The sequence below is a fragment of the Streptomyces sp. NPDC051677 genome (assembly GCF_044453465.1).
Lineage (GTDB): Bacteria > Actinomycetota > Actinomycetes > Streptomycetales > Streptomycetaceae > Streptomyces.
This window is the reverse complement of sequence record NZ_JBITCT010000053.1, coordinates 36,378-57,071: the sequence shown is the minus strand read 5'-3', so window position 1 is coordinate 57,071 and position 20,694 is coordinate 36,378. Positions and strand designations below refer to the sequence as shown.

Here is a 20,694-nt window from a genome sequence, read left to right as displayed (position 1 = left end):
CTTGTCGCGTACACGCACACCCGTGGTCGCCGGGTGGTTCACCGGCGATGGGGAGGACTTCAGGTTGCTGGGGACGCGCTGTTCGGCCTGCGGGTCGGTCTTCTTCCCGCGTGAGGACACGCACTGCCGCAATCCGGACTGCCCAGGCGGCGACCTGGAGGAGGTCCCGCTCTCACGACGCGGGCGTGTCTGGTCCTATACGGACAGCCGGTACCGCCCTCCGTCACCGTATGTGACCGATCCGGAACTTCCGTGGGAGCCGTACGCGTTGATCGCTGTGGAGCTGGAGTCCGAGCGGATCGTGGTGCTGGGACAGGCGGTTCCCGGGGTCACTGTCGCCGATCTGACGGTGGGCATGGAGGTGGAGGTCGTCCCGGGCGTGCTCGACGAGGACGCGGAGACGACCTGGACGACCTGGCGATGGCGGCCGACGGGGGTGGCGCGATGACAGCAGAGGTGGCGGTGCTCGGCGCGGGGATGCATCCGTGGGGCAAGTGGGGGCGCAGCTTCGTCGAGTACGGCGTGACCGCGGCGCGAGCGGCCCTCGCGGACGCGGGTGTGGACTGGCGGGAGGTCGGTTCGATCGTCGGCGCGGACACGGTGCGCGGCGGCTATCCGGGGTACGTGGCCGGGGCGACGTTCGCGAAGGCCCTGGGGTGGCAGGGAGCCCGGGTCTCGAGCGTGTACGCGGCGTGTGCGTCGGGGGCCCAGGCGATCGACACGGCCCGGGCCCAGATCCTCGCGGGTCTCGCGGAGGTGGTGCTCGTGGTGGGGGCCGACGCGGCCCCCAAGGGCTTCTTCCGCCCGGCAGGCGGGGACCGGCCGGACGACCCCGACTGGCTGAGGTTCCGGGTGCTCGGCGCGACGAATCCGACGTACTTCGGGCTGTACGCGCGCCGGCGCATGGCGGTGCACGGGGACACACCGGAGGACTTCGCCCAGGTCAAGGTGAAGAACGCGGCCATGGGAGCGTTGAATCCGAACGCGCGCTACCGGAAGCGGGTCACCGCGCAGGAGGTGGCCGCGTCGGCTGTGGTCGCCGATCCGCTCCGGCTGCTGGACATCTGCGCGACCTCGGACGGCGGGGCGGCCCTGGTGCTCTCCAGCATGGAGTTCGCCCGTCGCCACGGAGCGGCGGATCCGGTGCGGATCAGGGCTGTGTCCACCGTCACGCCCCGTTACCCCAGCACGGTGCTGGATCTGCCGGACATCGCGACCGATTCCGCGCCGGCGGCGGAGCCGACCGGTGAGACCTTCCGGGCCTCGATCGCCCGAGCCGCCTACGAAGAGGCGGGCCTCGGTCCCGAGGACCTGTCCCTGGCCGAGGTCTACGACCTGTCCACCGCCCTGGAGTTGCAGTGGTACGAGGACCTGGGGCTGTGCGGCGACGGTGAGGCCGCGAAACTGCTGCGGGAAGGGTCGACGGCTCCTGGCGGCCGGATACCGGTGAACACGAGCGGAGGACTGGCCTCCTTCGGTGAGGCGGTGCCGGCGCAGGCGATCGCCCAGGTCTGTGAGGTCACCTGGCAGCTACGAGGGCTGGCGGGCGATCGCCAGATACCGCACGCGCGCGTGGCCGTCACGGCGAACCAGGGGCTGTTCGGGCACGGTTCGGCGGTGGTCGCCGTACGGTGAGCGTGAAGCTGAGCCTTCGGCGTGGCCGGGCCGTTCCAGCCGACCCCTCTCACACACCGTGACCGCCCTCGAATCCTGTGTGAACGTCTCATGAACTGCGCCTGGGCGCTCGCCCGCAGCGCCATCATGCTCCCGTGCACTCCTGGACGGACACTCTCCGCTTCGCCTTCCAGCCGGTGGTCAACCTGACGACCGGAGGGGTCGTGGGGCTGGAGATACTTGCCCGTCCGGAGGCCGGCGACATCCTGGCGCGGGCTCGCCGGGAACCCGAAGTCGACGGTCGGCTGGCCGTGTTGGCGGTTCGCGCGGCGGCTCGCAAGGAGACGCTGCTGCCCCTGCACGTGAACGTGTTCGCCGGCACCCTGGCCGACCTCGGCGGGCTCCCCGCGCTGCACGACGCCGTGCTCGAGGCGGGACGGCTGCCCTGGGAGGTGACGCTGGACGTCGTTCCGCCCTACACGCACGTTCCGCAGCCCGCGCTCCTGGAGGCCGTGGCCGCGCTCCGGGGCCACGGCTTCCGGATCAGCGCGGACGGGGTCGGGGACGGGGACGCACCTCTGCGGCTGCTCGTCGACATCGCGCCGGACCTGGTGAAGCTCGACGCCTCGCTCCTGGCACGGCCCGTGGCGGTACGGGCGATGCGGACCCTCTGCGATGAGCTGGAGGCGTTCCTGGTCGTCGAGGGCGTGGAGACCGAACTGCAGTGCGCAGCCGCGCTGTCGGCGGGGGCGCAGCTGGCCCAGGGGGCGCTGTTCGCGCCGCCGAGCCGCCTGCCCGCCGCCGACGTGTACGTTCCGTCGCTCGGCCGCGGCCTTGAACCGGTGCCCCGATCGGGGCCGTCGGTGCGGGAGTTCGTGCGGCCGGCCGCGCTGCTGCCCGCGACCGCCTCCGCCGGACAGGTACGGGCGCTGCTGACCGGGTCTCCGGACGTGTCCGGGGTGCTGCTCGTGGACCGCACGGGGGTTCCGGTCCGCTCGGTGCACCGGTCGCGCTTCCTGTTGTCGATGTCCGGGCGCTACGGCCACGCCCTGTACGCGGACCGCCCTGCGGCCAAACTGGGCGATCCACCGCGGACGGTGGGCGTGGACGCGACGGCGTGGGAGGTACTGAACGTGGTCGCGGTCGGCGACCGGGACCGCATCTCCGACGATGTGGCCGTCGTCGACCGCAGGGGGCGATGCATGGGCGTGGTCCGGCTCGCGGACCTCGTCCGGGCGCTGGCCGAGACCCGGGTGGAGGAGGCGGCGGGACTCAATCCGCTGACTCGGCTGCCGGGTTCGGACTCGATCACCGAGGAGGTGGACCGGCGGATCGCGCAGGGGCGGACGTTCACACTGAGCTGGCTGGACATCGACCACTTCAAGCAGGTCAACGACGGGGCGGGGTTCGCAGCCGGTGACGAGCTGATCCGATCGGTGGGAGCGGCTCTGCAGATCGCGGCGACAGGGCACGCGCGCTGGGGGCAGCACGCGCGCGTGGGGCACATCGGAGGGGACGACTTCCTGGTGCTGGCCGATCCGGAAGGCCTGGATCCGCTGGCGGCCTCCGTGTTGGATGCGCCCTGGTCGGCAGGCGGACGCCCGGTCACGCTGTCGCTGGCCACGGTCCTGTGCCGGCCGGGCAGCGTGACCGATCACCGGCAGACGGCGGCGTGTCTGACGCCCTTGAAGAAGGCTGCGAAGTCGTTGAGCGGGGCGAGTTGGGTGGTGGGGCATGCCGGGCTGGCCGGATACGAGATCCGGCGTGGGTCTCAGCCGATGGCTCCCGCGGGTACGGGATCGGTCGGGGCTGAGCCGGGGATGAACTGACCCGACGGTCGGGAGCTCACTGGAGGCGGCTGGGCCGTGGAAGCCTCCTCCCGGTGGTGGGCTCGGGTGGGCACCCTCTCCCCAGGACGTCGGCTTGCACGATCCGTCCTGCGCACCCCCAACCGTTGCTGTCAGCCTCCTTGACGCTCTCTGAACGCCGGTGAACACTTCCCGGTGTCAGCCGACATCGCCGTACATTCTCGGCGTATCCATGCGCGCGCCAGGGTGGCTTCCCGACGGAAGTCCCACACCCCCACGGGCGATTCGGCTGCAACGGCACGCTCGTCACGGACGCCGGGCAGGGCGCGGGATCTCCCTGCCCTGGCCGAAGCAGCCACGGGAACCGCACCCTGCACGGAGCACCGGGGTCGATCCGCCTCGGACCGGGCCAAGGAGCCGCCATGAGCAACGGAGACATATTCGTCGGCGAAGTCATCGGTACCGCGATCCTCATCCTGTTCGGTGCGGGAGTCTGCGCAGCCGTCACTCTCAGGTATTCCAAGGCCCGGGCCTCGGGATGGGTCGTGATCGCCTTCGGCTGGGGGTTCGGCGTGCTGGCGGGGGCGTACACCGCCGCACCGCTGTCGGGCGGGCATCTCAATCCGGCCGTCACCCTCGGCATCGCCGTAGACACGGGCGAGTGGGGCAAGGTGTGGGTGTATCTGCTGGGCCAGATGGTCGGTGCGATGCTGGGGGCTGTCCTCGCGTACCTGGTGTACCTCGCCCAGTTCCAGGCGAACGTCCAGCAGAAGGGCACCACCGAAGGCACGGCCGAGGAGCCCACTCCCACGCTGGGCATCTTCTCCACCATTCCCGAGATCCGGAACCCGGTCGCCAACCTGATCACGGAGGTCATCGCGACGATCGCCCTGGTCCTGCCCATCCTCGCCTTCGGGCTGACCAAGGGGCTCGGCGAATCCGGAACCACGGTGCTGATCGTCTCCCTGCTCGTCGTCGGCATCGGTCTCTCCCTCGGCGGGCCCACCGGCTACGCCATCAACCCGGCGCGCGACCTCGGGCCGCGCATCGTGCACACCTTCCTGCCCATCCCGAACAAGGGCACCTCGGACTGGGGTTACGCCTGGATCCCGGTCGTGGGTCCGCTGGTCGGCGGAGCGCTCGCGGGGCTCCTCTACAACGCGGCCTTCTGAGCAGTCGCCCGCGCAGCCTTCTCAACCCAGCCCAAGGGGTAGCCATGACGGACAACGCCGAGAAGTACGTCGCCGCAATCGACCAGGGCACCACCTCCAGCCGCTGCATCGTCTTCGACCACAACGGCGCGATCGTCGCCGTCGACCAGCGTGAGCATCGCCAGATCTTCCCCAAACCCGGCTGGGTGGAGCATGACGCCACCGAGATCTGGTCCAAGGTGCAGGCGGTGGTCGCCGGGGCGATCGCCAAGGCCGGGCTGCGCGCCGACCAGATCAGCGCCCTCGGCATCACCAATCAGCGCGAGACGACCGTGCTGTGGGACCGCGCCACGGGCAAGCCGGTGCACAACGCGATCGTGTGGCAGGACACGCGTACGGCGGCGCTCTGCAGTCAACTGGGCGGATCCGACGGACAGGACCGATTCCGTGAGCAGACCGGGCTGCCGTTGGCCAGCTACTTCTCAGGGCCCAAGGCGGCCTGGCTGCTGGACAACGTACCGGGCCTGCGGGCGCGCGCCGAGCGCGGCGAGATCGCCTTCGGCACCATCGACTCGTGGCTCATCTGGAACCTCACCGGCGGCTCCGACGGCGGACGGCACGTCACCGATGTCACCAACGCCGGGCGCACCATGCTGATGAACCTGGAGACTCTCCAGTGGGACACCTCCATCCTGTCCGCGATGAACGTGCCCGAAGCCGTCCTGCCGGAGATCAGGTCCTCCGCCGAGGTGTACGGCACGGCGGTCGGCCAACTCGATGGCGTGCCGGTCGCTTCGGCGCTGGGCGACCAGCAGGCCGCGGTGTTCGGCCAGGCCTGCTACGACGTGGGCACGGCGAAGAACACGTACGGGACGGGGAGTTTCCTGCTGCTCAACACCGGTAACAGGCCGGTGCCGTCGAAGAACGGGCTGTTGACGACGATGGGGTACAAGATCGGCGGTGAGGCGCCTGTCTACTGCCTGGAGGGTTCGATCGCCATAACGGGTGCGCTCGTGCAGTGGTTCCGGGACCAGCTCGGCATCATCCGTACGGCTGACGAGATCGAGAGCCTGGCGGCGAGCGTCGACGACAACGGCGGCGCGTACATCGTGCCCGCGTTCTCCGGGCTGTTCGCGCCGTACTGGCGCTCCGACGCGCGCGGTGTCGTCACGGGACTCACCCGATACGTCACGAAGGCACACCTCGCGCGGGCGGTTCTCGAGGCGACGAGCTGGCAGACGCGCGAGGTCGTGGACGCCATGTTCCAGGACTCCGGGGTGCGGATCACGACCCTGAAGGTGGACGGGGGCATGACCAAGAACAACCTGCTGATGCAGCATCAGGCGGACGTGCTCGGCGTTCCCGTGATCCGGCCGCGGGTCTCCGAGACGACCTGCCTGGGCGCGGCGTACGCGGCGGGCCTGGCCACCGGCGTGTGGAACGACCTCGACGAGCTCAAGACGCACTGGCAGAAGGACGCCGAGTGGACGCCGGCGATGGAGACGTCGGTGCGCGATCGCGAGTACCACAACTGGCGCAAGGCCGTGGAGAAGAGCTTCGGTTGGCTGCAGGACGGTGAAGGCTAGTGCGTGCGCCTGCGCGTGCCGCTGATCCGCTGCACGCGCGCGGGTGTCTCGCTTGCGCCACACGCGCGTGCGGCTCTTCGCGCCGCGCTTTCCCCTGAACCACGGCCCGTACCCCAGTCGGCGGGGGTACGGGCCGTGCCGGCCGTCGGCTCTCCGTCAGGTGGTGACGGTCTGGCGACGCTCGGCGCCGTAGTCCATCGCGTGCTGGACCACTCCGACCAGAACGTCCCGGACCGACCTTCGGTCGCGGGCGTCGCAGAGCACCACCGGCACGCCGTCGTCGAGGTCGAGGGCCTGGCGCACGTCTGCCTCCGGGTAACGGGCGGAACCCTCGAAGCAGTTGACGGCGATGAGGAAGGGGATGGAGCGCCGTTCGAAGTAGTCGACGGCGGCGAAGCAGTCCTCCAGGCGGCGCGTGTCGGCGAGCACGACGGCGCCGAGTGCGCCCTCCGAGAGCTCGTCCCACATGAACCAGAACCGTTCCTGGCCGGGCGTCCCGAACAGGTACAGCACCAGGTCCTCGCGCAGGGTGATGCGTCCGAAGTCCATGGCGACGGTGGTGGTGTGCTTGCCCTCGACGCCGGTGGTGTCGTCGACCGGGCGGCCGGCCTCGGTGAGGTACTCCTCGGTGCGCAGCGGCTTGATCTCGCTGACGGCGCCGACCAGCGTGGTCTTGCCCACGCCGAAGCCGCCGGCCACCAGGATCTTGAGCGTGACGGGCTCGACCGGGGGCTTGCCGCGCTCAGAACGCCCGAAGATCATCGATCACTTCTCCTGCTTGATGGCTTGACTGGGGGTGTGGGGCGGCGGGCCGTAGCCTCCGCCTCCAGGGGTCTCGATGACGAGTACGTCGCCGGGGCCGACGTCCACGGAGTCGCTGCCGCCGAGCGGGACCACGGTGCCGTCCGCGCGTTCCACCCGGTTGGCGCCCAGTGCGCCGGGGGCGCCTCCCGCGAGACCGTACGGGGGGACCCGGCGGTGCTGGGACAGGGTGGAGACGGTCATGGGCTCGTGGAACCGGATGCGGCGGACCGCGCCGTCCCCACCACGCCATCGCCCCGCGCCTCCGCTTCCGGGCCTGACCGCGAACTCCTCGAGCCGGACGGGCAGCCGCCACTCGAGGACTTCGGGATCGGTCAGCCGGGAGTTGGTCATGTGGGTCTGGACGACGCTCGCGCCGGGGAAGCCGTCACCTGCGCCGGATCCGGAGGCGACCGTTTCGTAGTACTGGTGGCGTTCGTTGCCGAAGGTGACGTTGTTCATGGTGCCGGAGCCCTCGGCCTGGACACCGAGGGCAGCGTAGAGGGCGCCGGTGATCGCCTGAGAGGTCTCCACATTGCCGGCCACGACGGCGGCGGGCGATTCGGGCGCGAGCAGGGAACCGGGCGGCACGATGATTTTCAGGGGGCGCAGGCAGCCGTCGTTGAGCGGGATGTCGTCGGCGACCAGGGTCCGGAAGACGTACAGGACGGCCGCGTTGACGACGGCATACGGCGCGTTGAAGTTGGTGGTCAGCTGCGGTGAGGTGCCGGTGAAGTCGACTGACGCGGAGCGGTTCTCGCGATCCACGCGCACACGTACCCGGATGACCGCTCCCGAGTCGGTCTCGTAGGCGTACGCGCCGTCGTCCAGGGCGTCGATGACGCGGCGCACGGCTTCCTCCGCGTTGTCCTGAACGTGCCGCATGTAGGCCTGTACGACATCGAGCCCGAAGTCCTCGATCATGCGGCCCACTTCGTCGACGCCTTTGTGGTTGGCGGCGATCTGGGCGCGGAGGTCGGCGAGGTTGGTCCGAGGATTGCGGGAGGGGTACGGCGCTTCGGTGAGGAGACGGAGGGTCTCCTCTTCGCGGAATCGACCGTTCTCCGCCAGCAGCCAGTTGTCGAAGAGGATGCCCTCCTCCTCGATGGTGCGACTGCCCGCCGGCATGGACCCGGGGGCGATGCCGCCGATCTCGGCGTGATGGCCGCGTGAGGCGACGTAGAAGAGGAGCTCGGGCTCACTCTCCGTGACTTCGGCTGGCTCGGCTGCGCCTGCGCCGAAGACGGGGGTGATCACCGTGACGTCCGGGAGGTGCGTGCCGCCGTGGTACGGGTCGTTGACCGCGTACGTGTCGCCGGGGCGCATCGAGGAGCCGCGGCGGCGGATGACCTCCTTGACGCTCGTGCCCATCGATCCCAGGTGGACGGGGATGTGCGGGGCGTTGGCCACCAGGTTCCCGTCGGGGTCGAAGAGGGCGCAGGAGAAGTCGAGGCGCTCCTTGATGTTGACGGACTGGGCCGTGGACTCCAGGCGGGCGCCCATCTGTTCGGCGATGGACATGAAGAGGTTGTTGAAGACTTCAAGGAGAACCGGGTCGACTTTCGTGTCGAGATCGGAACTCTGCGTAATCGCCGCGCGTTCCATGACCAGATGCCCGTCGTGGCTCGTCGTGGCCTCCCAGCCGTCGTCGACCACGGTGGTGGCACTGGCCTCGGTGATGATCGCGGGGCCGGTGACCGTCTGGCCGGGAGGGAGGTCCTCGCGGCGGTGAAGAGGGACGTCGCGCCAGACGCCGCCGGTGTGGAGGCGGACGGTCCGGGGTGCGGCGGTATGCCCTTCGTACGGGGCGAGGGCGGACAGATCGGGGGGTTCGGTGATGCCGGTGGCTTCCACAGAGAGTGCTTCGACGACGATCGGGCGGTCGAGCGTGAAGGAGTACGTGGCGCGATGACGTTCTTCGAAAGCCCGCCTCATCACGGCGGGTTCGGTGAGCTCGACGGTGAGGGCGGTGTCGGTGCCGTCGTAGCGGAGCTGCGCGCGACGGGTGATGCGGACGAGGTCGTCGGCAACGTCCTCGGCGCGCAGTTCCGCGCGTGCCGCCGCCTCCAGATCGTCGGCGGTCTTGAGGATCCCGGGCAGTGCGGCGGCCTCCAGGGCCGCCTCCACGGACTGTTCGCGCATGGCCGTCGTGTCGGCGAGTCCGATGCCGAGCGCGGACAGCACGCCCGCCATGGGCGGCACGAGCACGGTACGGATGCCGAGCGAGTCGGCGACCATGCACGCGTGCTGTCCGCCCGCACCACCGAAGGTGGTGAGGGCGTAGCGGGTGACGTCGTGCCCCTTCTGGACGGAGATCCGCTTCACCGCGCCCGCGATGTCGGCGACGGCGATCTGCAGGAAACCCTCCGCGACCTGCTCCGGCGTGCGGTCGTCGCCGGTCTGCTCGTGGATCTCGCGCGCGAGGGCCGTGAAGCGGTCGCGTACGAGGGCGTCGTCGAGCGGCTGATCGCCGTCGGGCCCGAACACCTCTGGAAAGTGGGCGGGTTGGATGCGGCCGAGCATCACGTTGGCGTCGGTGACGGCGAGCGGGCCGCCGCCGCGGTAGCAGGCCGGCCCGGGAGCCGCGCCGGCCGAGTCCGGTCCCACCCGGTAGCGGGAGCCGTCGAAACGGAGGACGGATCCGCCGCCCGCGGCGACGGTGTGGATGTCCAGCATCGGGGCCCGCAACCGCACGCCCGCGATCTGGGTGGTGAAGACACGTTCGTACTCGCCCGCGAAGTGGGAGACGTCCGTGGAGGTGCCGCCCATGTCGAAGCCGATGACCCGGTCGAAACCCGCGAGTTGGGACATCCGGGCCATGCCGACGATGCCGCCCGCGGGCCCGGACAGGATGGCGTCCTTGCCGCGGAACTGGCTCGCCTCGGCAAGCCCCCCATTGGACTGCATGAACATCAGTCGCACACCGCGCAGCTCGTCGGCGACATGGCGGACATAGCGGCGCAGCACGGGCGACAGGTAGGCGTCGACGACGGCGGTGTCCCCGCGCGGGACGAGCTTCATGAGGGGGCTGACCTCGCTGGACAGCGAGATCTGGGCAAAGCCCGTGCGGGCGGCGAGCTGCCCGACGGCCTGTTCGTGGGCGGGATGGAGATGGCTGTGCATGCAGACGACGGCGACGGCCCTGATCCCGTCGTCGTACGCCTCCCGCAAGGGGCCGGCGAGGGCGTCCAGGTCGGGGGCGCGCAGGACGCTGCCGTCGGCGGAGATGCGCTCGTCGACCTCCAGGATCCGCTCGTACAGCAGCTGGGGGAGTTCGATCCGGCGGGCGAAGATGTGGGGGCGGTTCTGGTAGGCGATGCGCAGTGCGTCGCGGAATCCGCGGGTGATGACGAGCAGCGTGCGCTCGCCCTTGCGTTCCAGGAGGGCGTTGGTCGCGACCGTCGTGCCCATGCGGACGGCCTCGACCGGGTCCGGCGCGCCCGCCAGGAGGGCGCGGACGCCGGCGACCGCCGCGTCGGCGTACCGCGCCGGGTTCTCCGACAGGAGTTTGTGCGTCAGCAGCCGGCCGTCGGGGCGGCGCGCGACGATGTCGGTGAAGGTGCCGCCCCGGTCCACCCAGAACTGCCAGCCGGTCACGTCCTCACCTCGCTTCCACGCTGCTCACAGCGCTCGGAGGCCGTTGATCACGTCGCGCAGAATACTCTCGTCCGGCAGTTCGGCAGGGGGTACGGGCCGGTTCACATGGACGAATTCCGCGTCCACGAGGTCTCCGACGAGGACCCGTACCACTCCGATGGGCAGGTTGAGTCCGGCGGCGAGTTCGGCGACCGACTGCGGCGCGTCCTGGCACAGCTCCACTATGCCCACATGCTCGGGGGACAGGGCGGGATCCTGTTCCGCCTCGTCGGCGTGGGGCTCGGCCACGACCACCGCGATCAGATCGAGGCGGTGCTGCATCGCACTGGTGGTACGGCCGCGCGTCATGGCGTACGGACGCACCACCGGTCCGGCCTCGTCGTCGAACCAGCGGCTTCTTCCCTGACCGTCTGTGCTCATGCCATCCCACTACCCGCCCGAGGGCAGATCGGTGCGCGGGGTGGTGCCCAGATGTACGCCGACCCGCTTGACGAGGAGCGTCATCTCGTACGCCACCTGCCCCACGTCCGAGTCTGCGTCCGAGAGGACGGCGAGGCAGCTGCCGTCACCGGCGGCCGTGACGAACAGAAAAGCATCGTCGAGTTCGACGATGGTCTGGCGGACGCTGCCGGCCTCGAAGTGGCGACCGACGCCCTTGGCGAGGCTGTGGAAGCCGGACGCTACGGCGGCCAGGTGCTCGCCGTCCTCCCGGGACAGGTCCTTGGACACGCCGGTCGGCAGGCCGTCGCCGGAGAGGACGACGGCCTTGCGGATGCTGGCGACACGGTCGACGAGTTCGTCGAGGAGCCAGTTCAGCTCGCCGTTGGTGGTGCTGTGGCCGGTCGCCTTCGGTGCGGTCATCGACCGTCCCCCTTTGTCGTTCCTTGTGGTGCTGTGCCGCTGTGGGCGTCGTCGCCCGCGGCGTTCTCTACGCGGCCGCGCTGCCAGCCCCGCTGGAGCGAGGCCATGCGGCTGCGTACCTCGTCGGCGTCCCGGTCTGCGGGGTCGGCACGGTTCTCGGTGCGCGGATCCGGGCCTTGCCTCAGTTGCGGGGCCAGGTTCGCCTGGCGCACGCGCCGCGGCAGCGCTCCCGTGCCGGAGCCGTTGTCATGAGGCGCGGTTCCCTGGTTCCAGGTACCGCTCCCCCGGTCAGCGCCCTGTGCACTCCTGTGCGTCCCGGGGGACGCGGTCTCGGCGCGCACGGCCGTGTCGTCGGGGCCGCTGGGCAGCGCAGGGGTCTGCCGGCTGCGCCGTGGGAGGACTGGGGGCTGGGACGGCTCCTCGGCACCGCGTCCGGGGTGTTCCGGCAGTGCGGGCCGCTCGATCGGGTCGCTGTTGCGGGGGATCTGCGCCGTCGTGCCGCGGCGGCGGGACGGCAGAGGCGCCGGGCCCTCGTTCTCCGTACGGCGGGGGCCGGGCCTGGCCGGGGGCTCGGCGTCCGTCTCCGCCCGCCGGGGCCGCTGTTCCGTGACCGGGCGGCCGTGCGAGCTGACCAGCTTGGGCGTGCGGCGACCGGGCAGCAGCGGTACCGGGGCGGCCGGGTCGCCGGTGACCGACCCCTCGGGGTCGCCGAGGCCGTCGGGCAGCCTGCGGTGCTGGTCGACGGCGCCGGCGGCCGGCTCGTCCTCAGCGCGGGTGAGGGAGCGGCGGGGGCGGAACAGGCCGCCGTGCTCGTCCTCCTCGTCCAGCGCGGCCGGGAAACCCCCGAGGGCGTCCAGGCCGACGGGGGCCTCCAGCTCGATGGGACCGTCGAGCATGGAGGCGGGCATTCCGGGAAGCTGCGCCGACGCCGCGGAGAGCGCGGACGTGCGGGTCTCCCCCGACTCCGGCTCCTTCGGGGGCCGGGGGCGGTCGAGCCGGAAGCCGATGCCGTTGGTGTCGGGGACGTCGTCGGTCAGGAGTGCGTCGGGGATGAAGACGATGGCGGTCGTCCCCCCGTACGGCGAGGGCTGCAGGGAGACGCGGACGTTCTGCCGCTGCGCGAGCCGACTGACCACGAACAGCCCGAGGCGGTCGGTGTCGGACAGCTCGAATTCCGGTGTCTCGGCGAGCCGGAGGTTGGCCTCCAGGAGAGCCTCGGGCGCCATGCCGAGGCCACGGTCGTGGATCTCGAGGGTGAAACCGTTGGCGACCCGGTCGCCGAACACCTGGACGGCGGTGTGCGGCGGGGAGAACACCGTGGCGTTCTCCAGGAGTTCGGCCACCAGGTGGGTGAGGTCGGCGACGGCCGGTCCGGTGGCGGCAAGTCGGGGCAGGCGGCGGACCTCGATGCGTTCGTAGTCCTCGACCTCGGCGACCGCGGCACGCACGATGTCCATGAGCTGAACGGGCTTGCGCCACTGCCGGGAGGGGGCCGCGCCGGAGAGGATCACCAGACCCTCGGCGTGTCGGCGCATGCGGGTAGTGAGGTGGTCGAGGCGGAAGAGGTCGGCGAGTTCCTCGGTGTCCTCGGTGCGGCGCTCCATGGTGTCGAGCAGGGTGAGCTGCTTGTGCAGCAGGACCTGGCTGCGGCGGGCGAGGTTGACGAAGACCTCGGAGACGCCGGCGCGCAGTTCGGCCTGTTTGACGGCGGCCTCGACGGCGGCGCGCTGGAGGGTGTTGAGGGCCTGGCCGACCTCGCCCATCTCGTTCTTGTCGTACTCCAGCCGCGGAACCTCGGTCTCCACGTCGACCTGTTCGCCCGCGGACAGGCGGCGCATCACGCTGGGCAGCCGCACGCCGGACGCCTCGTGTGCCTCCAGCCGAAGCTGACGCAGGTCGCGGATGAGACCGCGGCCGATGCGCACGGACAGGACGAGGGAGACGAGCAGGGCGATCAGCCCGAAGACACCGGCGACGACCGCCTTGACGATGACCTCCATCGCGACCGGACCGACACGGTCCTGGTAGCGGTCGTTGGCCTGTTCGTCCAGGGCGCCGAGTTCCTTGAGGACGTTTCCGGCCGCGGTGTCCCAGTTCCGGGCGCTGGCGCCCCGGGGCAGGCCGCCGGGCGTGGTGGCGACGACAGCCTGTTCGACCGTCCGCAGCGGGGCGGTGGTGGCGTTCTTCCAGAAGCTCTCGTAGCGTTCGCGCTCCGCGGTGGGCAGTTGGGCGAGGCTGATGTCGTAGACCACTCCCCGCTGGGCCGCAAGGTCGGAGACGTCGCGGATCTCCTCGCGGCTCAACTTGCCCACGACCAGGGCGGAGCCGAGCAGGGCGTCCTCCTGGGAGAGCAGTTCACGGGCGCGGGCGACGCCGACGAGGGCCCGGTACTGCTTGTCCATCTCCACGCTGTCGACGACGTCCATCTTCGTCAACAGGACGTAACAGGGGTCGATCAGCTGGGTGTAGAGGTCGAGGGCCTGGGCTCGGGTGACGGTGCCCTCCTCCACGCTCCTGCGCAGGGAGTCGACGCCGTCGAAGGCGTCGAGCACCGCGGTCAAGCCCTCACCGTCGTCCTGGTCGAGGACATCGCGTACGTCGGGGTCCTGAGCGTTCTTTCGGATCTCGGCGAATGCCTCGTCTGTGGCGGCCCGGGTGCGGCGCAGCGCGGACAGCGCGTCGGAGGCACGGGGGTCGGCGAGGTAGACGAGGGTCTGGCGGCGTTCCTGCTGGACGACGCGGACGGTGTCCTCGATGGGGTAGCCGACCTTCTCGACGAGGGACGACATGGTGAACAGGCGGCTCGCCTCGCGTCCTGTGAGCACCGTGGCGAAGCCCCAGATCGCGGTCAGGGAAACCAGCGGCACGAGGAGCAGCGCCACGATCTTCCGGCGGATCGACTTCCCGCGAAAGCGCATGGCCTCCCCCAGCTCGAACCCCCATCGACAGGGGGTACGCATGTGCGTCAACAAACGGCGCGAGCCTACTACCGACGCACAGGTAACTCGAAGAGCAGTCCGGAAGCTGAACTTCCGTACCGAGGGCGAGACATGGTGTGTTGTCCGGGCATTGTGGGAGATTGCCTCCCCGAATCCAGTGCACGACCCCAGGCCGGATCCGATCGGCTCTGCAAACGAGTTGGCCAGAATTTTTCGCAACGCGGGAACAGTTCGGGCAGGTCGTTCGTCCTAGTCATTGGGAATTGGGGGCGGAATCGGCCACACGAGCCGTATGCCGCACCTGGGCGGCGTAAATCAGCGCAAGCCGGGCAGCCACTGGGGAGCCGGGTCTTCGATCCGGGGCGAGCGGTCTGCTGGCGGTGGGGAGTGACACGGTGATGGGCACGGCGGAGCGGCGTGAGGCACCCGAGGACGGCGCGGCGGCGCGCGGTACCGCGCTGCGGGATCCCGAGGCGCGGGATCGCGACATTCCGGCGAACACGCAGGTGACAGCGGAAAGGCGCGACGACTCGACGGGCAGGCGCGGGTCGACCGACCGCGGCGTTCCAGCGGCCGGGAAGACCGTCGGCGCCGCGCGAGAGGGCGCCCGGCAGGCCGGTGCGGCCGGCACCGCCGGTGCGAGTGCCGCACGACAACGACGGTCGGCCTACCGGCCGTTGTGGGTGGAGGAGCCCGCGCGTCGGCGTCGGATGCCCGACCCGGTGCGTACGGCGGCCGTGCGCGCGGTGCTCATCATCGCCGTGACGCTGATTCAGGCGATGGTCGCCTTCCTGTGCACGCTGGCCGGATCCTGGCTGGCCTTCCCCATGGTGATCAGCGGTGTGGTCAGCACGGTGCTGGCCACCTGGGGCGCGCTGGACGTCTGGGTGACGCGGCAGGTGTGGAACCAGCGCAACGGTGTGGTGTCGACGCCGAGCAGTACGGCGCGTTCACTGCGCCGCGAGCGCCGCCGGGCGCGACGGCAGGCACGAGTCGCCGAGCGCGCGCAGGAGCGGATACGCAGGCAGAGCGGCACCGGGCAGCTGTCCCACCCCTGAGGCCGGTCGACGCGTCCCTGCAACGAGCAGTGGCACGCTTCCGGTGAGACCACGGTCCCGCCGCAGTCAGGCCCTGGCCGGACTGCGGCGGACGCCACCCGCCCCTCCTGCCGGGCCGGTTCGGGTCGCGCCCGCCTGAAGGGGTCCGGGCGGTCGAGGGACAGCGCGCCCCTCGCGTTCCTACCAGGTGACAACGCTTCACATCTGGCCCAACACCAGCCCCTCCCCCCAAGGTTGGTTCGGCCGCACGCATGACTCCGTCCTCCGCTCCTCCTCCCACGTCCTGCACCCTCCTCCGCCCTTGATCCCGGTGCCCGCAGCTCGACCGGCTCCCTCCCCGTGTCCACGAGGAGTCAGTTCATGGTCTCCCTGTGCTTCGCGGAGCCGGCCGCCCGCTATCCGGTCCAGTTGACGCTGCCGCAGATCTCCTCGACGTTCCAGCTCGTGGGGGATGGCACCGGCAATGTGCTCGTCGAGGAACACCGGCTGGGCGTTTCCTCGGCGGCCGATCCTCTGGCCGTGCCGACGGCCGACTGAGGCGGTCGGCGGCGGCACGGCCTCGACGAGGGGTTGTCGCCCCTCAGGGGGCGCTGTCGGGTGCGGGGCGTTTGAACATGCGGGTCGCCGTGATCTCGCTGTGCACCGCCTCCCCCGCCTGGGGCTGCTGCGGAAGGCCCGGGCGGAGATGTTCCTCGACGCTGATGTACTTCAGGCCCGCCCGGAGGTCGGCGTCGTTGCGCAGCCGGATGACCAGCGGGAACTCAGCCAGCGCCGTCGTGTCGAACAGGCCCGTCGTGTACAGGAGCTGCACGCCCAGGGCGTCCGAGACGGCGCGCTGGAGCTCCAGCAGATAGGTCGCGTTGGCGCGGCCGATGGGGTTGTCGAGGAACAGCGTGCCGGCGTGCCGGTGCTTGTCCCGGCCCCGGTCGTTGCTCCTCAGAGCCGCCATGGTGCAGTACAGGGCGATGGCGGCGGTGAGCAGCTGGCCGCCGGAGAACACGTCGCCCATCTGACCGACGGGAACGCGTTCGGCGCGCAGGACGGCGTCCGGCTTGAGGATCTCGACGGCGACGCCCTTGGGCTGGAGGGCCGCGCCGACCCCGCGCAGCAGCAGGGACATGCCGTCGCGCCGCAGGTCGGAGTTCTTCTTGACGGCCGCCCGGGTCGCCTCGTCGATGACCTCGCCGAGCCGCTCGGTGAGAGTGGCCTGATCCGGTTCCTCGAAGCGGATGCGCAGGAACTCCTGGCCGGACCACTCGCCGAGCCCCTCAGGCAGGCGGGAGAGCCGCTGGGCCGAGCGCAGCGTGGCGAGCGCGGACTCGACGAGCCCCCGCAGCCGGTCCACGATGGAGTCCCTGTTGCGCTCCAGCTGCGCCAACTCGTCCGTCAGCACCCGCAGTCGGGGCGCGAAGGCGTCCGCCCACTTCTGTGCGTGCTCGGGCAGCGAGGCGGCGGGCAACTCACGGATCTGCTGCCGCGCGGGGGTGCGGACCTGCTCGTAGCGCGTGGAGTTGGCGTGCCGTACGAGAATGTCACTGGCCTCGCGTACGGCGGACTCGGCGGCGGACAGGTCGGCGGCGCAGCCGCGCAGCGAGCGGCGGGCCTCGGCGGCCGAATGGCGGGCCTCCTCCAGGGTGCCGGGGTAGGGGCCCGGCTCCTCCTGTTCCTCCTCCTGCGGGTGTTCGCGCAGCAGGTCGCGGAGCATCGCGGCGATCTCGTCGAAGCCGCCGGCCGCGTCCTCGGCGGCCCGGTGGGCGGCCAGGAGTTCGGCGTGCGCCTCACGGGCCTGGCTCAACGCCTCGGCGCGGGAGGCGAGTTCGGCCGTCGCGGTGCGCAGCAGGGCCTGCGCGTGTTCGGCGTCGCGCGGCTGGAGCTCCTCGGCCAGCTCAGTGTGGGCCTCTCCGTCCTCGGGCGCGAGCCGCTCGTGCTCGCCGCGCAGCCGCCCGAGCTGCTCGCTCGCGGTGGACATACGGGTCTCCAGGAGCTGCACCAGCTCCTCCGCGCGCGCGGCGGCGGCCTGCCGGGACGGCCCGTCGGAGCCGTCGGGCGACTGCAGCAGTTGCTCGGCGCGCGTACGGACCTTGTTGCTGAGCCGGTCCAGCTCGGTGCGCGCGGCGCTCTCGTCGCCCTCCGCGCGGGCCTGCTCGGCCCGCAGGTCGGCGCCGACGCCGACCTTCTCGTACAGCTGGGAGGCGGCCCGGTAGGCCTCGCGGAGGGCGGGCAGGGACGCCCTGGACGCGTCCGCGTCGGCTTCCGGTACGTCGTCGGGGGCGCCGGCGATCTCGGCGCGTTCGGCGCGCAGCGCCCGGGCGGTGCGGCGGGCGTCGTCTGCGGCACGCTGGGCTCCGCGGCGGTCCTCGTCGGCGGCGCGGGCGCGCTCCAGGCAGGACTGGGCGCGGGCCTCCGACTCGGCGGCCTCGTCGGCGAGTTCGCGCACCTTGACCTGCCAGCCGGCCCGCTCGCGCAGCCGGAAGGCGAGTCCGGCGAGGGCGTCGGCGGCCCGCCGGGCCTTCTGCGCGGCCTCCTGACGCTCGTCGCGTACCTGGGCGGCCTCGGCGGCGGTCTCGTCGGCCTCCGCGCGCACGGTCCGCGCCTCGGCCAGCTCGGCCTCTGACTCCTCGGCGAACACGCGCGCCTCGCCCGCGGCGTGTGCGAGTTCGGTGAGCCGCCCGGCCGGACAGCCGGTACGCCAGGAGGCCAGCCGGGCGGCCAGCTCCCGGTCCTTGCCGAGGCGCGCCGCGAGCCGACGGATGTCCTCGTCCCGCTCGGTCGCCCGCGCGCGCAGCGCCTGTCGTTCCTCGTCGGCGGCGTGCTCGTCGTGCATGGCCGGGTTCGGCGGGACGAGGAAGACGTCGTCGCTCTGCGTGTCGGCGGCCGGGGTCGGTGCGAGCAGGGCGGCTGCCGTGCCGACGGCCACGGCCGAACGCGGCAGCAGCGCGGCGTCACCGAGCGCCTCCCGCGCGCGTGCGTGCGAGTCGGGGTCGGTGATGATCACGCCGTCGACCAGCTCGGGCCGGGCGGCGAGCACGCGCGTGTGGTCGACGGGGTCGACTGCCTGGGCGAGGTAGCGCCAGCCGGGCAGGGCGGGGATGCCGTGCTCGCCGAGGAACTCGACGGTGGCCAACACGTCCGGGCCGGGTGGCAGCAGTCCGCCGTCGCCGAGCGCGCCGAGGATGCGGGCGTCGTCGGCGGCGGCGGTGCGCAGCTCGAAAAGCTGCCGTTCGGCGGAGGAGACGGCGCCGTCGAGGAGTTCGCGCAGTTCGTCGGCGCAGCGGTCCAGGTCCTCGGGCGTGAGCGAGGAACCGTCGTCCGGCTCGCCGTCGTGGCGCGGCCGGGGAATCTGCCGGGGCGCCCCGCCGCCGGTCAGGCCGAGCAGTTCGGCGAGCCGTTCCTCGCCGGCCAGGGACTCGGCGAGCCGCTGCTCGGCCTCGTACGACCGTCGCGCGGCCGTCGCCGCGTCCGCCGCGCGGGCCGCGGTGAGCTCGGCGCGGGACTCCGCGGAGGCGGCCTCGCGCGCGTGCTCGGCAGCCTTGCGTGACGCCTCCCGGGCGGTGTCCCAGGCGGCGACGGCCGTCTTCTCGGCGTCGCTGGCGGCGAGGGCCGCGCGCGCGGGATCGGCGTCGGGCGCGCTGTCGTCGAGCCAGCCCGCGCGGACCGCCTCGGCGGTCTCCTGCTCGACCTCGGCGAGGCGCTGGCGCAGGTGCCCGACCTCGCTGCGGGCGCGCTGGGCGTCGGTGGCGGCGGACGTCGCGTCCCGGTGCGCGGACTCGCCGACGTCCTGGAGGGCGGCCGAGCGCTCCTCCTCTTCGTTGGCGAGGGTCTCGGCGCTCTCGGCGGCCGCGTGCAGGGCCCGGACGAGGTCGACTGCGGCCCTGGCGCGGGCGGCGAGGGCGGGCGCGGCGTCGCGCTCGGCCTCCTGGATGGCTGCCGAGACACGGGCGACGCGGTCGGCGGCGGCGCGATGGCGCAGCACGGCCTCGGCGGCCTGCCAGGCGGAGTGCAGGGTGCGGGCGTCGGCGAGTTCACGCTTCTGCGCGGCGGCGGACTTCTCGGCGGCGGCGAGCGCCAGCGAGGCGTGCCGGAAGGCGAGTTCGGCGGCGATCAGCGCGCTGCGCTCGCGTGCCCCCTCGGAGTGCGTGACGGCGTAGGCGGCGGCCGTGACCCGCTGGGCGAGATCGCCGGCCCGCACCTTCTCCCGTACCCCCCGGGCTGACAGCCGGCGGGCCTGCGCGCGGGTGCGCCGCTCGGCCCCGGCGTGAACGTCACGCGCGCGTGCCCGCGCCTCGGCGGCCTCGACGATCCGTCCCAGCAGGTCCACCGACCCGGCGGTGAAGTCCCGTTCGGCGATCAGTTCGGCGCGGCGGCCCAGCTTGTTGCCGAAGCCGCTGACGAGGTCGGCGAGTCCGTCGGTGTCGCGTGTGTCGGTCACCGCGCGCAGCAGCAGATCGGTGAAGTCGGAGTCCTTCTTGACCGCGAAGAGGCCGGCGGCCTCGCCCTCGTCGGCGTTCATCTCCCGCTGGTAGCGGAAGAGCTCGGGGTCCAGGCCGAGCTCGCCGAGGTGCTCGATCCACCGGTCGTGGATCTCCTCCCAGTGCACCTCCAGGTGCGGATACGCCTTCCCCGCCTCGGTGAGGGCGTCCCGGAACCCCTTCATGGTGCGCCGCCGCCCCTGCGCCCCGGAGGCGCCCTCCACGGGCGGGCGGACGGCGGTGGACTCGGCGACGGGCAGGTTGTCCAGGCTCAGCCCGGGCCCCGGCCGGAACGAGTACCAGGCTTCCGCGAACTTCCGCGGATCGTTCGACACCTGCCGCCCGCGCCACTCGCTGACCTTGCCGACGACGACGCACTCACCGGTGAGCACGTGCTGCCACTCCAGCGCCACGTGTCCGCAGTCGTCGGCGAGCAGGAACTTGCGCAGCACACCGGAGCTGGCCCCGCCGAGGGTGTTGCGGTGGCCCGGCAGCATCACGGAGAAGATCAGCTTGAGCAGGACGGACTTGCCGCCGCCGTTCTCCAGGAAGAGCACGCCGGCGGGCGCGGGCCGGCGCGGCGGGCCGACGGGCTCCTCCTCGAAGAACTCCGCCTGCATGGGCGCGGGGTCGGGTACGACGTCGCCCACGCCCCGCAGGTCAAGCACGGTGTCGGCATAGCGCGCACCGGCAGGCCCGATGGAGTAGAGGCGGACCCGGGACAGCTCGTACATGGCGGACTCTCGTAAGTCTTCGGCAGATCAGCAGATCAGGGGGTGGGCGGCGGTTCGGGCTTCAGAAGCCTCAGGA

The 20,694-nt window shown here is 71.7% G+C and carries 12 protein-coding genes and 1 pseudogene; 7 read left to right on the top strand and 6 right to left on the bottom strand.

Annotated elements, in window-relative coordinates; all coding sequences use genetic code 11:
• Positions 1-22: 22 nt before the first annotated feature.
• The 5 genes from ACIBAF_RS40835 (at position 23) to glpK (ending at position 6,159) form a co-directional block, all read left to right on the top strand.
• Positions 23-448: a Zn-ribbon domain-containing OB-fold protein gene (locus ACIBAF_RS40835; RefSeq protein ID WP_399470403.1), complete on the top strand. Its 426-nt coding sequence runs from the start codon at positions 23-25 to the stop codon at positions 446-448.
• Positions 445-1,635 carry a lipid-transfer protein gene (locus ACIBAF_RS40830; protein WP_399470376.1) on the top strand — a complete coding sequence of 397 codons (1,191 nt, stop codon included), beginning with the start codon at positions 445-447 and terminating at the stop codon, positions 1,633-1,635. The genes ACIBAF_RS40835 and ACIBAF_RS40830 overlap by 4 nt, the downstream gene beginning before the upstream one ends.
• A 134-nt stretch (positions 1,636-1,769) precedes the next feature.
• On the top strand, positions 1,770-3,443 hold the full coding sequence (locus tag ACIBAF_RS40825) for an EAL domain-containing protein (RefSeq protein ID WP_399470374.1): 1,674 nt from the start codon (positions 1,770-1,772) through the stop codon (positions 3,441-3,443).
• Between the two features lie 401 nt (positions 3,444-3,844).
• Positions 3,845-4,594: an MIP/aquaporin family protein gene (locus ACIBAF_RS40820; protein WP_399470372.1), complete on the top strand. Its 750-nt coding sequence runs from the start codon at positions 3,845-3,847 to the stop codon at positions 4,592-4,594.
• A 44-nt stretch (positions 4,595-4,638) separates the two neighbouring features.
• On the top strand, positions 4,639-6,159 hold the full coding sequence (gene glpK, locus ACIBAF_RS40815) for a glycerol kinase GlpK (RefSeq protein WP_399470370.1): 1,521 nt from the start codon (positions 4,639-4,641) through the stop codon (positions 6,157-6,159).
• Between the two features lie 156 nt (positions 6,160-6,315).
• On the opposite strand, the gene ACIBAF_RS40810 is transcribed toward glpK, so the two are convergent.
• From ACIBAF_RS40810 to ACIBAF_RS40790, 5 genes and pseudogenes are all read right to left on the bottom strand, one after another.
• Positions 6,316-6,921, bottom strand: a complete 606-nt coding sequence (locus tag ACIBAF_RS40810) for a GTP-binding protein (RefSeq protein ID WP_399470368.1) — start codon at positions 6,919-6,921, stop codon at positions 6,316-6,318.
• A pseudogene (locus tag ACIBAF_RS40805) lies at positions 6,902-10,557 on the bottom strand (hydantoinase B/oxoprolinase family protein). The gene ACIBAF_RS40810 and the pseudogene ACIBAF_RS40805 overlap by 20 nt, the downstream one beginning before the upstream one ends.
• A gap of 24 nt (positions 10,558-10,581) precedes the next feature.
• Positions 10,582-10,977 (bottom strand): DUF742 domain-containing protein, encoded by a 396-nt coding sequence (locus ACIBAF_RS40800; RefSeq protein WP_399470366.1) that lies wholly within the window; start codon positions 10,975-10,977, stop codon positions 10,582-10,584.
• Between the two features lie 9 nt (positions 10,978-10,986).
• Complete coding sequence (locus ACIBAF_RS40795; RefSeq protein WP_399470364.1) at positions 10,987-11,418, bottom strand: roadblock/LC7 domain-containing protein; 432 nt, start codon at positions 11,416-11,418, stop codon at positions 10,987-10,989.
• Positions 11,415-14,336 carry a nitrate- and nitrite sensing domain-containing protein gene (locus ACIBAF_RS40790; protein WP_399470362.1) on the bottom strand — a complete coding sequence of 974 codons (2,922 nt, stop codon included), beginning with the start codon at positions 14,334-14,336 and terminating at the stop codon, positions 11,415-11,417. Before ACIBAF_RS40790 ends, ACIBAF_RS40795 begins: the two co-directional genes overlap by 4 nt.
• Positions 14,337-14,755: 419 nt before the next feature.
• On the opposite strand from ACIBAF_RS40790, the gene ACIBAF_RS40785 reads away from it, so the two are divergent.
• Positions 14,756-15,415 (top strand): hypothetical protein, encoded by a 660-nt coding sequence (locus ACIBAF_RS40785; RefSeq protein WP_399470360.1) that lies wholly within the window; start codon positions 14,756-14,758, stop codon positions 15,413-15,415.
• 360 nt (positions 15,416-15,775) lie between these two features.
• On the top strand, positions 15,776-15,952 hold the full coding sequence (locus tag ACIBAF_RS40780) for a hypothetical protein (protein ID WP_399470358.1): 177 nt from the start codon (positions 15,776-15,778) through the stop codon (positions 15,950-15,952).
• Positions 15,953-15,995: 43 nt separating this feature from the next.
• Here ACIBAF_RS40780 and ACIBAF_RS40775 read toward each other — a convergent pair whose 3' ends face one another.
• Positions 15,996-20,618 carry a hypothetical protein gene (locus tag ACIBAF_RS40775; RefSeq protein WP_399470356.1) on the bottom strand — a complete coding sequence of 1,541 codons (4,623 nt, stop codon included), beginning with the start codon at positions 20,616-20,618 and terminating at the stop codon, positions 15,996-15,998.
• Positions 20,619-20,694: the final 76 nt, after the last annotated feature.

What these genes read in the sequence shown, in the direction of transcription:
- ACIBAF_RS40830 (WP_399470376.1), top strand. Translation starts at nt 445, where the DNA reads ATGACAGCAGAGGTGGCGGTGCTCGGCGCGGGGATGCATCCGTGGGGC.
- ACIBAF_RS40820 (WP_399470372.1), top strand. Translation starts at nt 3,845, where the DNA reads ATGAGCAACGGAGACATATTCGTCGGCGAAGTCATCGGTACCGCGATC.
- glpK (WP_399470370.1), top strand. Translation starts at nt 4,639, where the DNA reads ATGACGGACAACGCCGAGAAGTACGTCGCCGCAATCGACCAGGGCACC.
- ACIBAF_RS40810 (WP_399470368.1), bottom strand. Translation starts at nt 6,921, where the DNA reads ATGATCTTCGGGCGTTCTGAGCGCGGCAAGCCCCCGGTCGAGCCCGTC.
- ACIBAF_RS40800 (WP_399470366.1), bottom strand. Translation starts at nt 10,977, where the DNA reads ATGAGCACAGACGGTCAGGGAAGAAGCCGCTGGTTCGACGACGAGGCC.
- ACIBAF_RS40795 (WP_399470364.1), bottom strand. Translation starts at nt 11,418, where the DNA reads ATGACCGCACCGAAGGCGACCGGCCACAGCACCACCAACGGCGAGCTG.
- ACIBAF_RS40790 (WP_399470362.1), bottom strand. Translation starts at nt 14,336, where the DNA reads ATGCGCTTTCGCGGGAAGTCGATCCGCCGGAAGATCGTGGCGCTGCTC.
- ACIBAF_RS40785 (WP_399470360.1), top strand. Translation starts at nt 14,756, where the DNA reads ATGGGCACGGCGGAGCGGCGTGAGGCACCCGAGGACGGCGCGGCGGCG.
- ACIBAF_RS40780 (WP_399470358.1), top strand. Translation starts at nt 15,776, where the DNA reads ATGGTCTCCCTGTGCTTCGCGGAGCCGGCCGCCCGCTATCCGGTCCAG.
- ACIBAF_RS40775 (WP_399470356.1), bottom strand. Translation starts at nt 20,618, where the DNA reads ATGTACGAGCTGTCCCGGGTCCGCCTCTACTCCATCGGGCCTGCCGGT.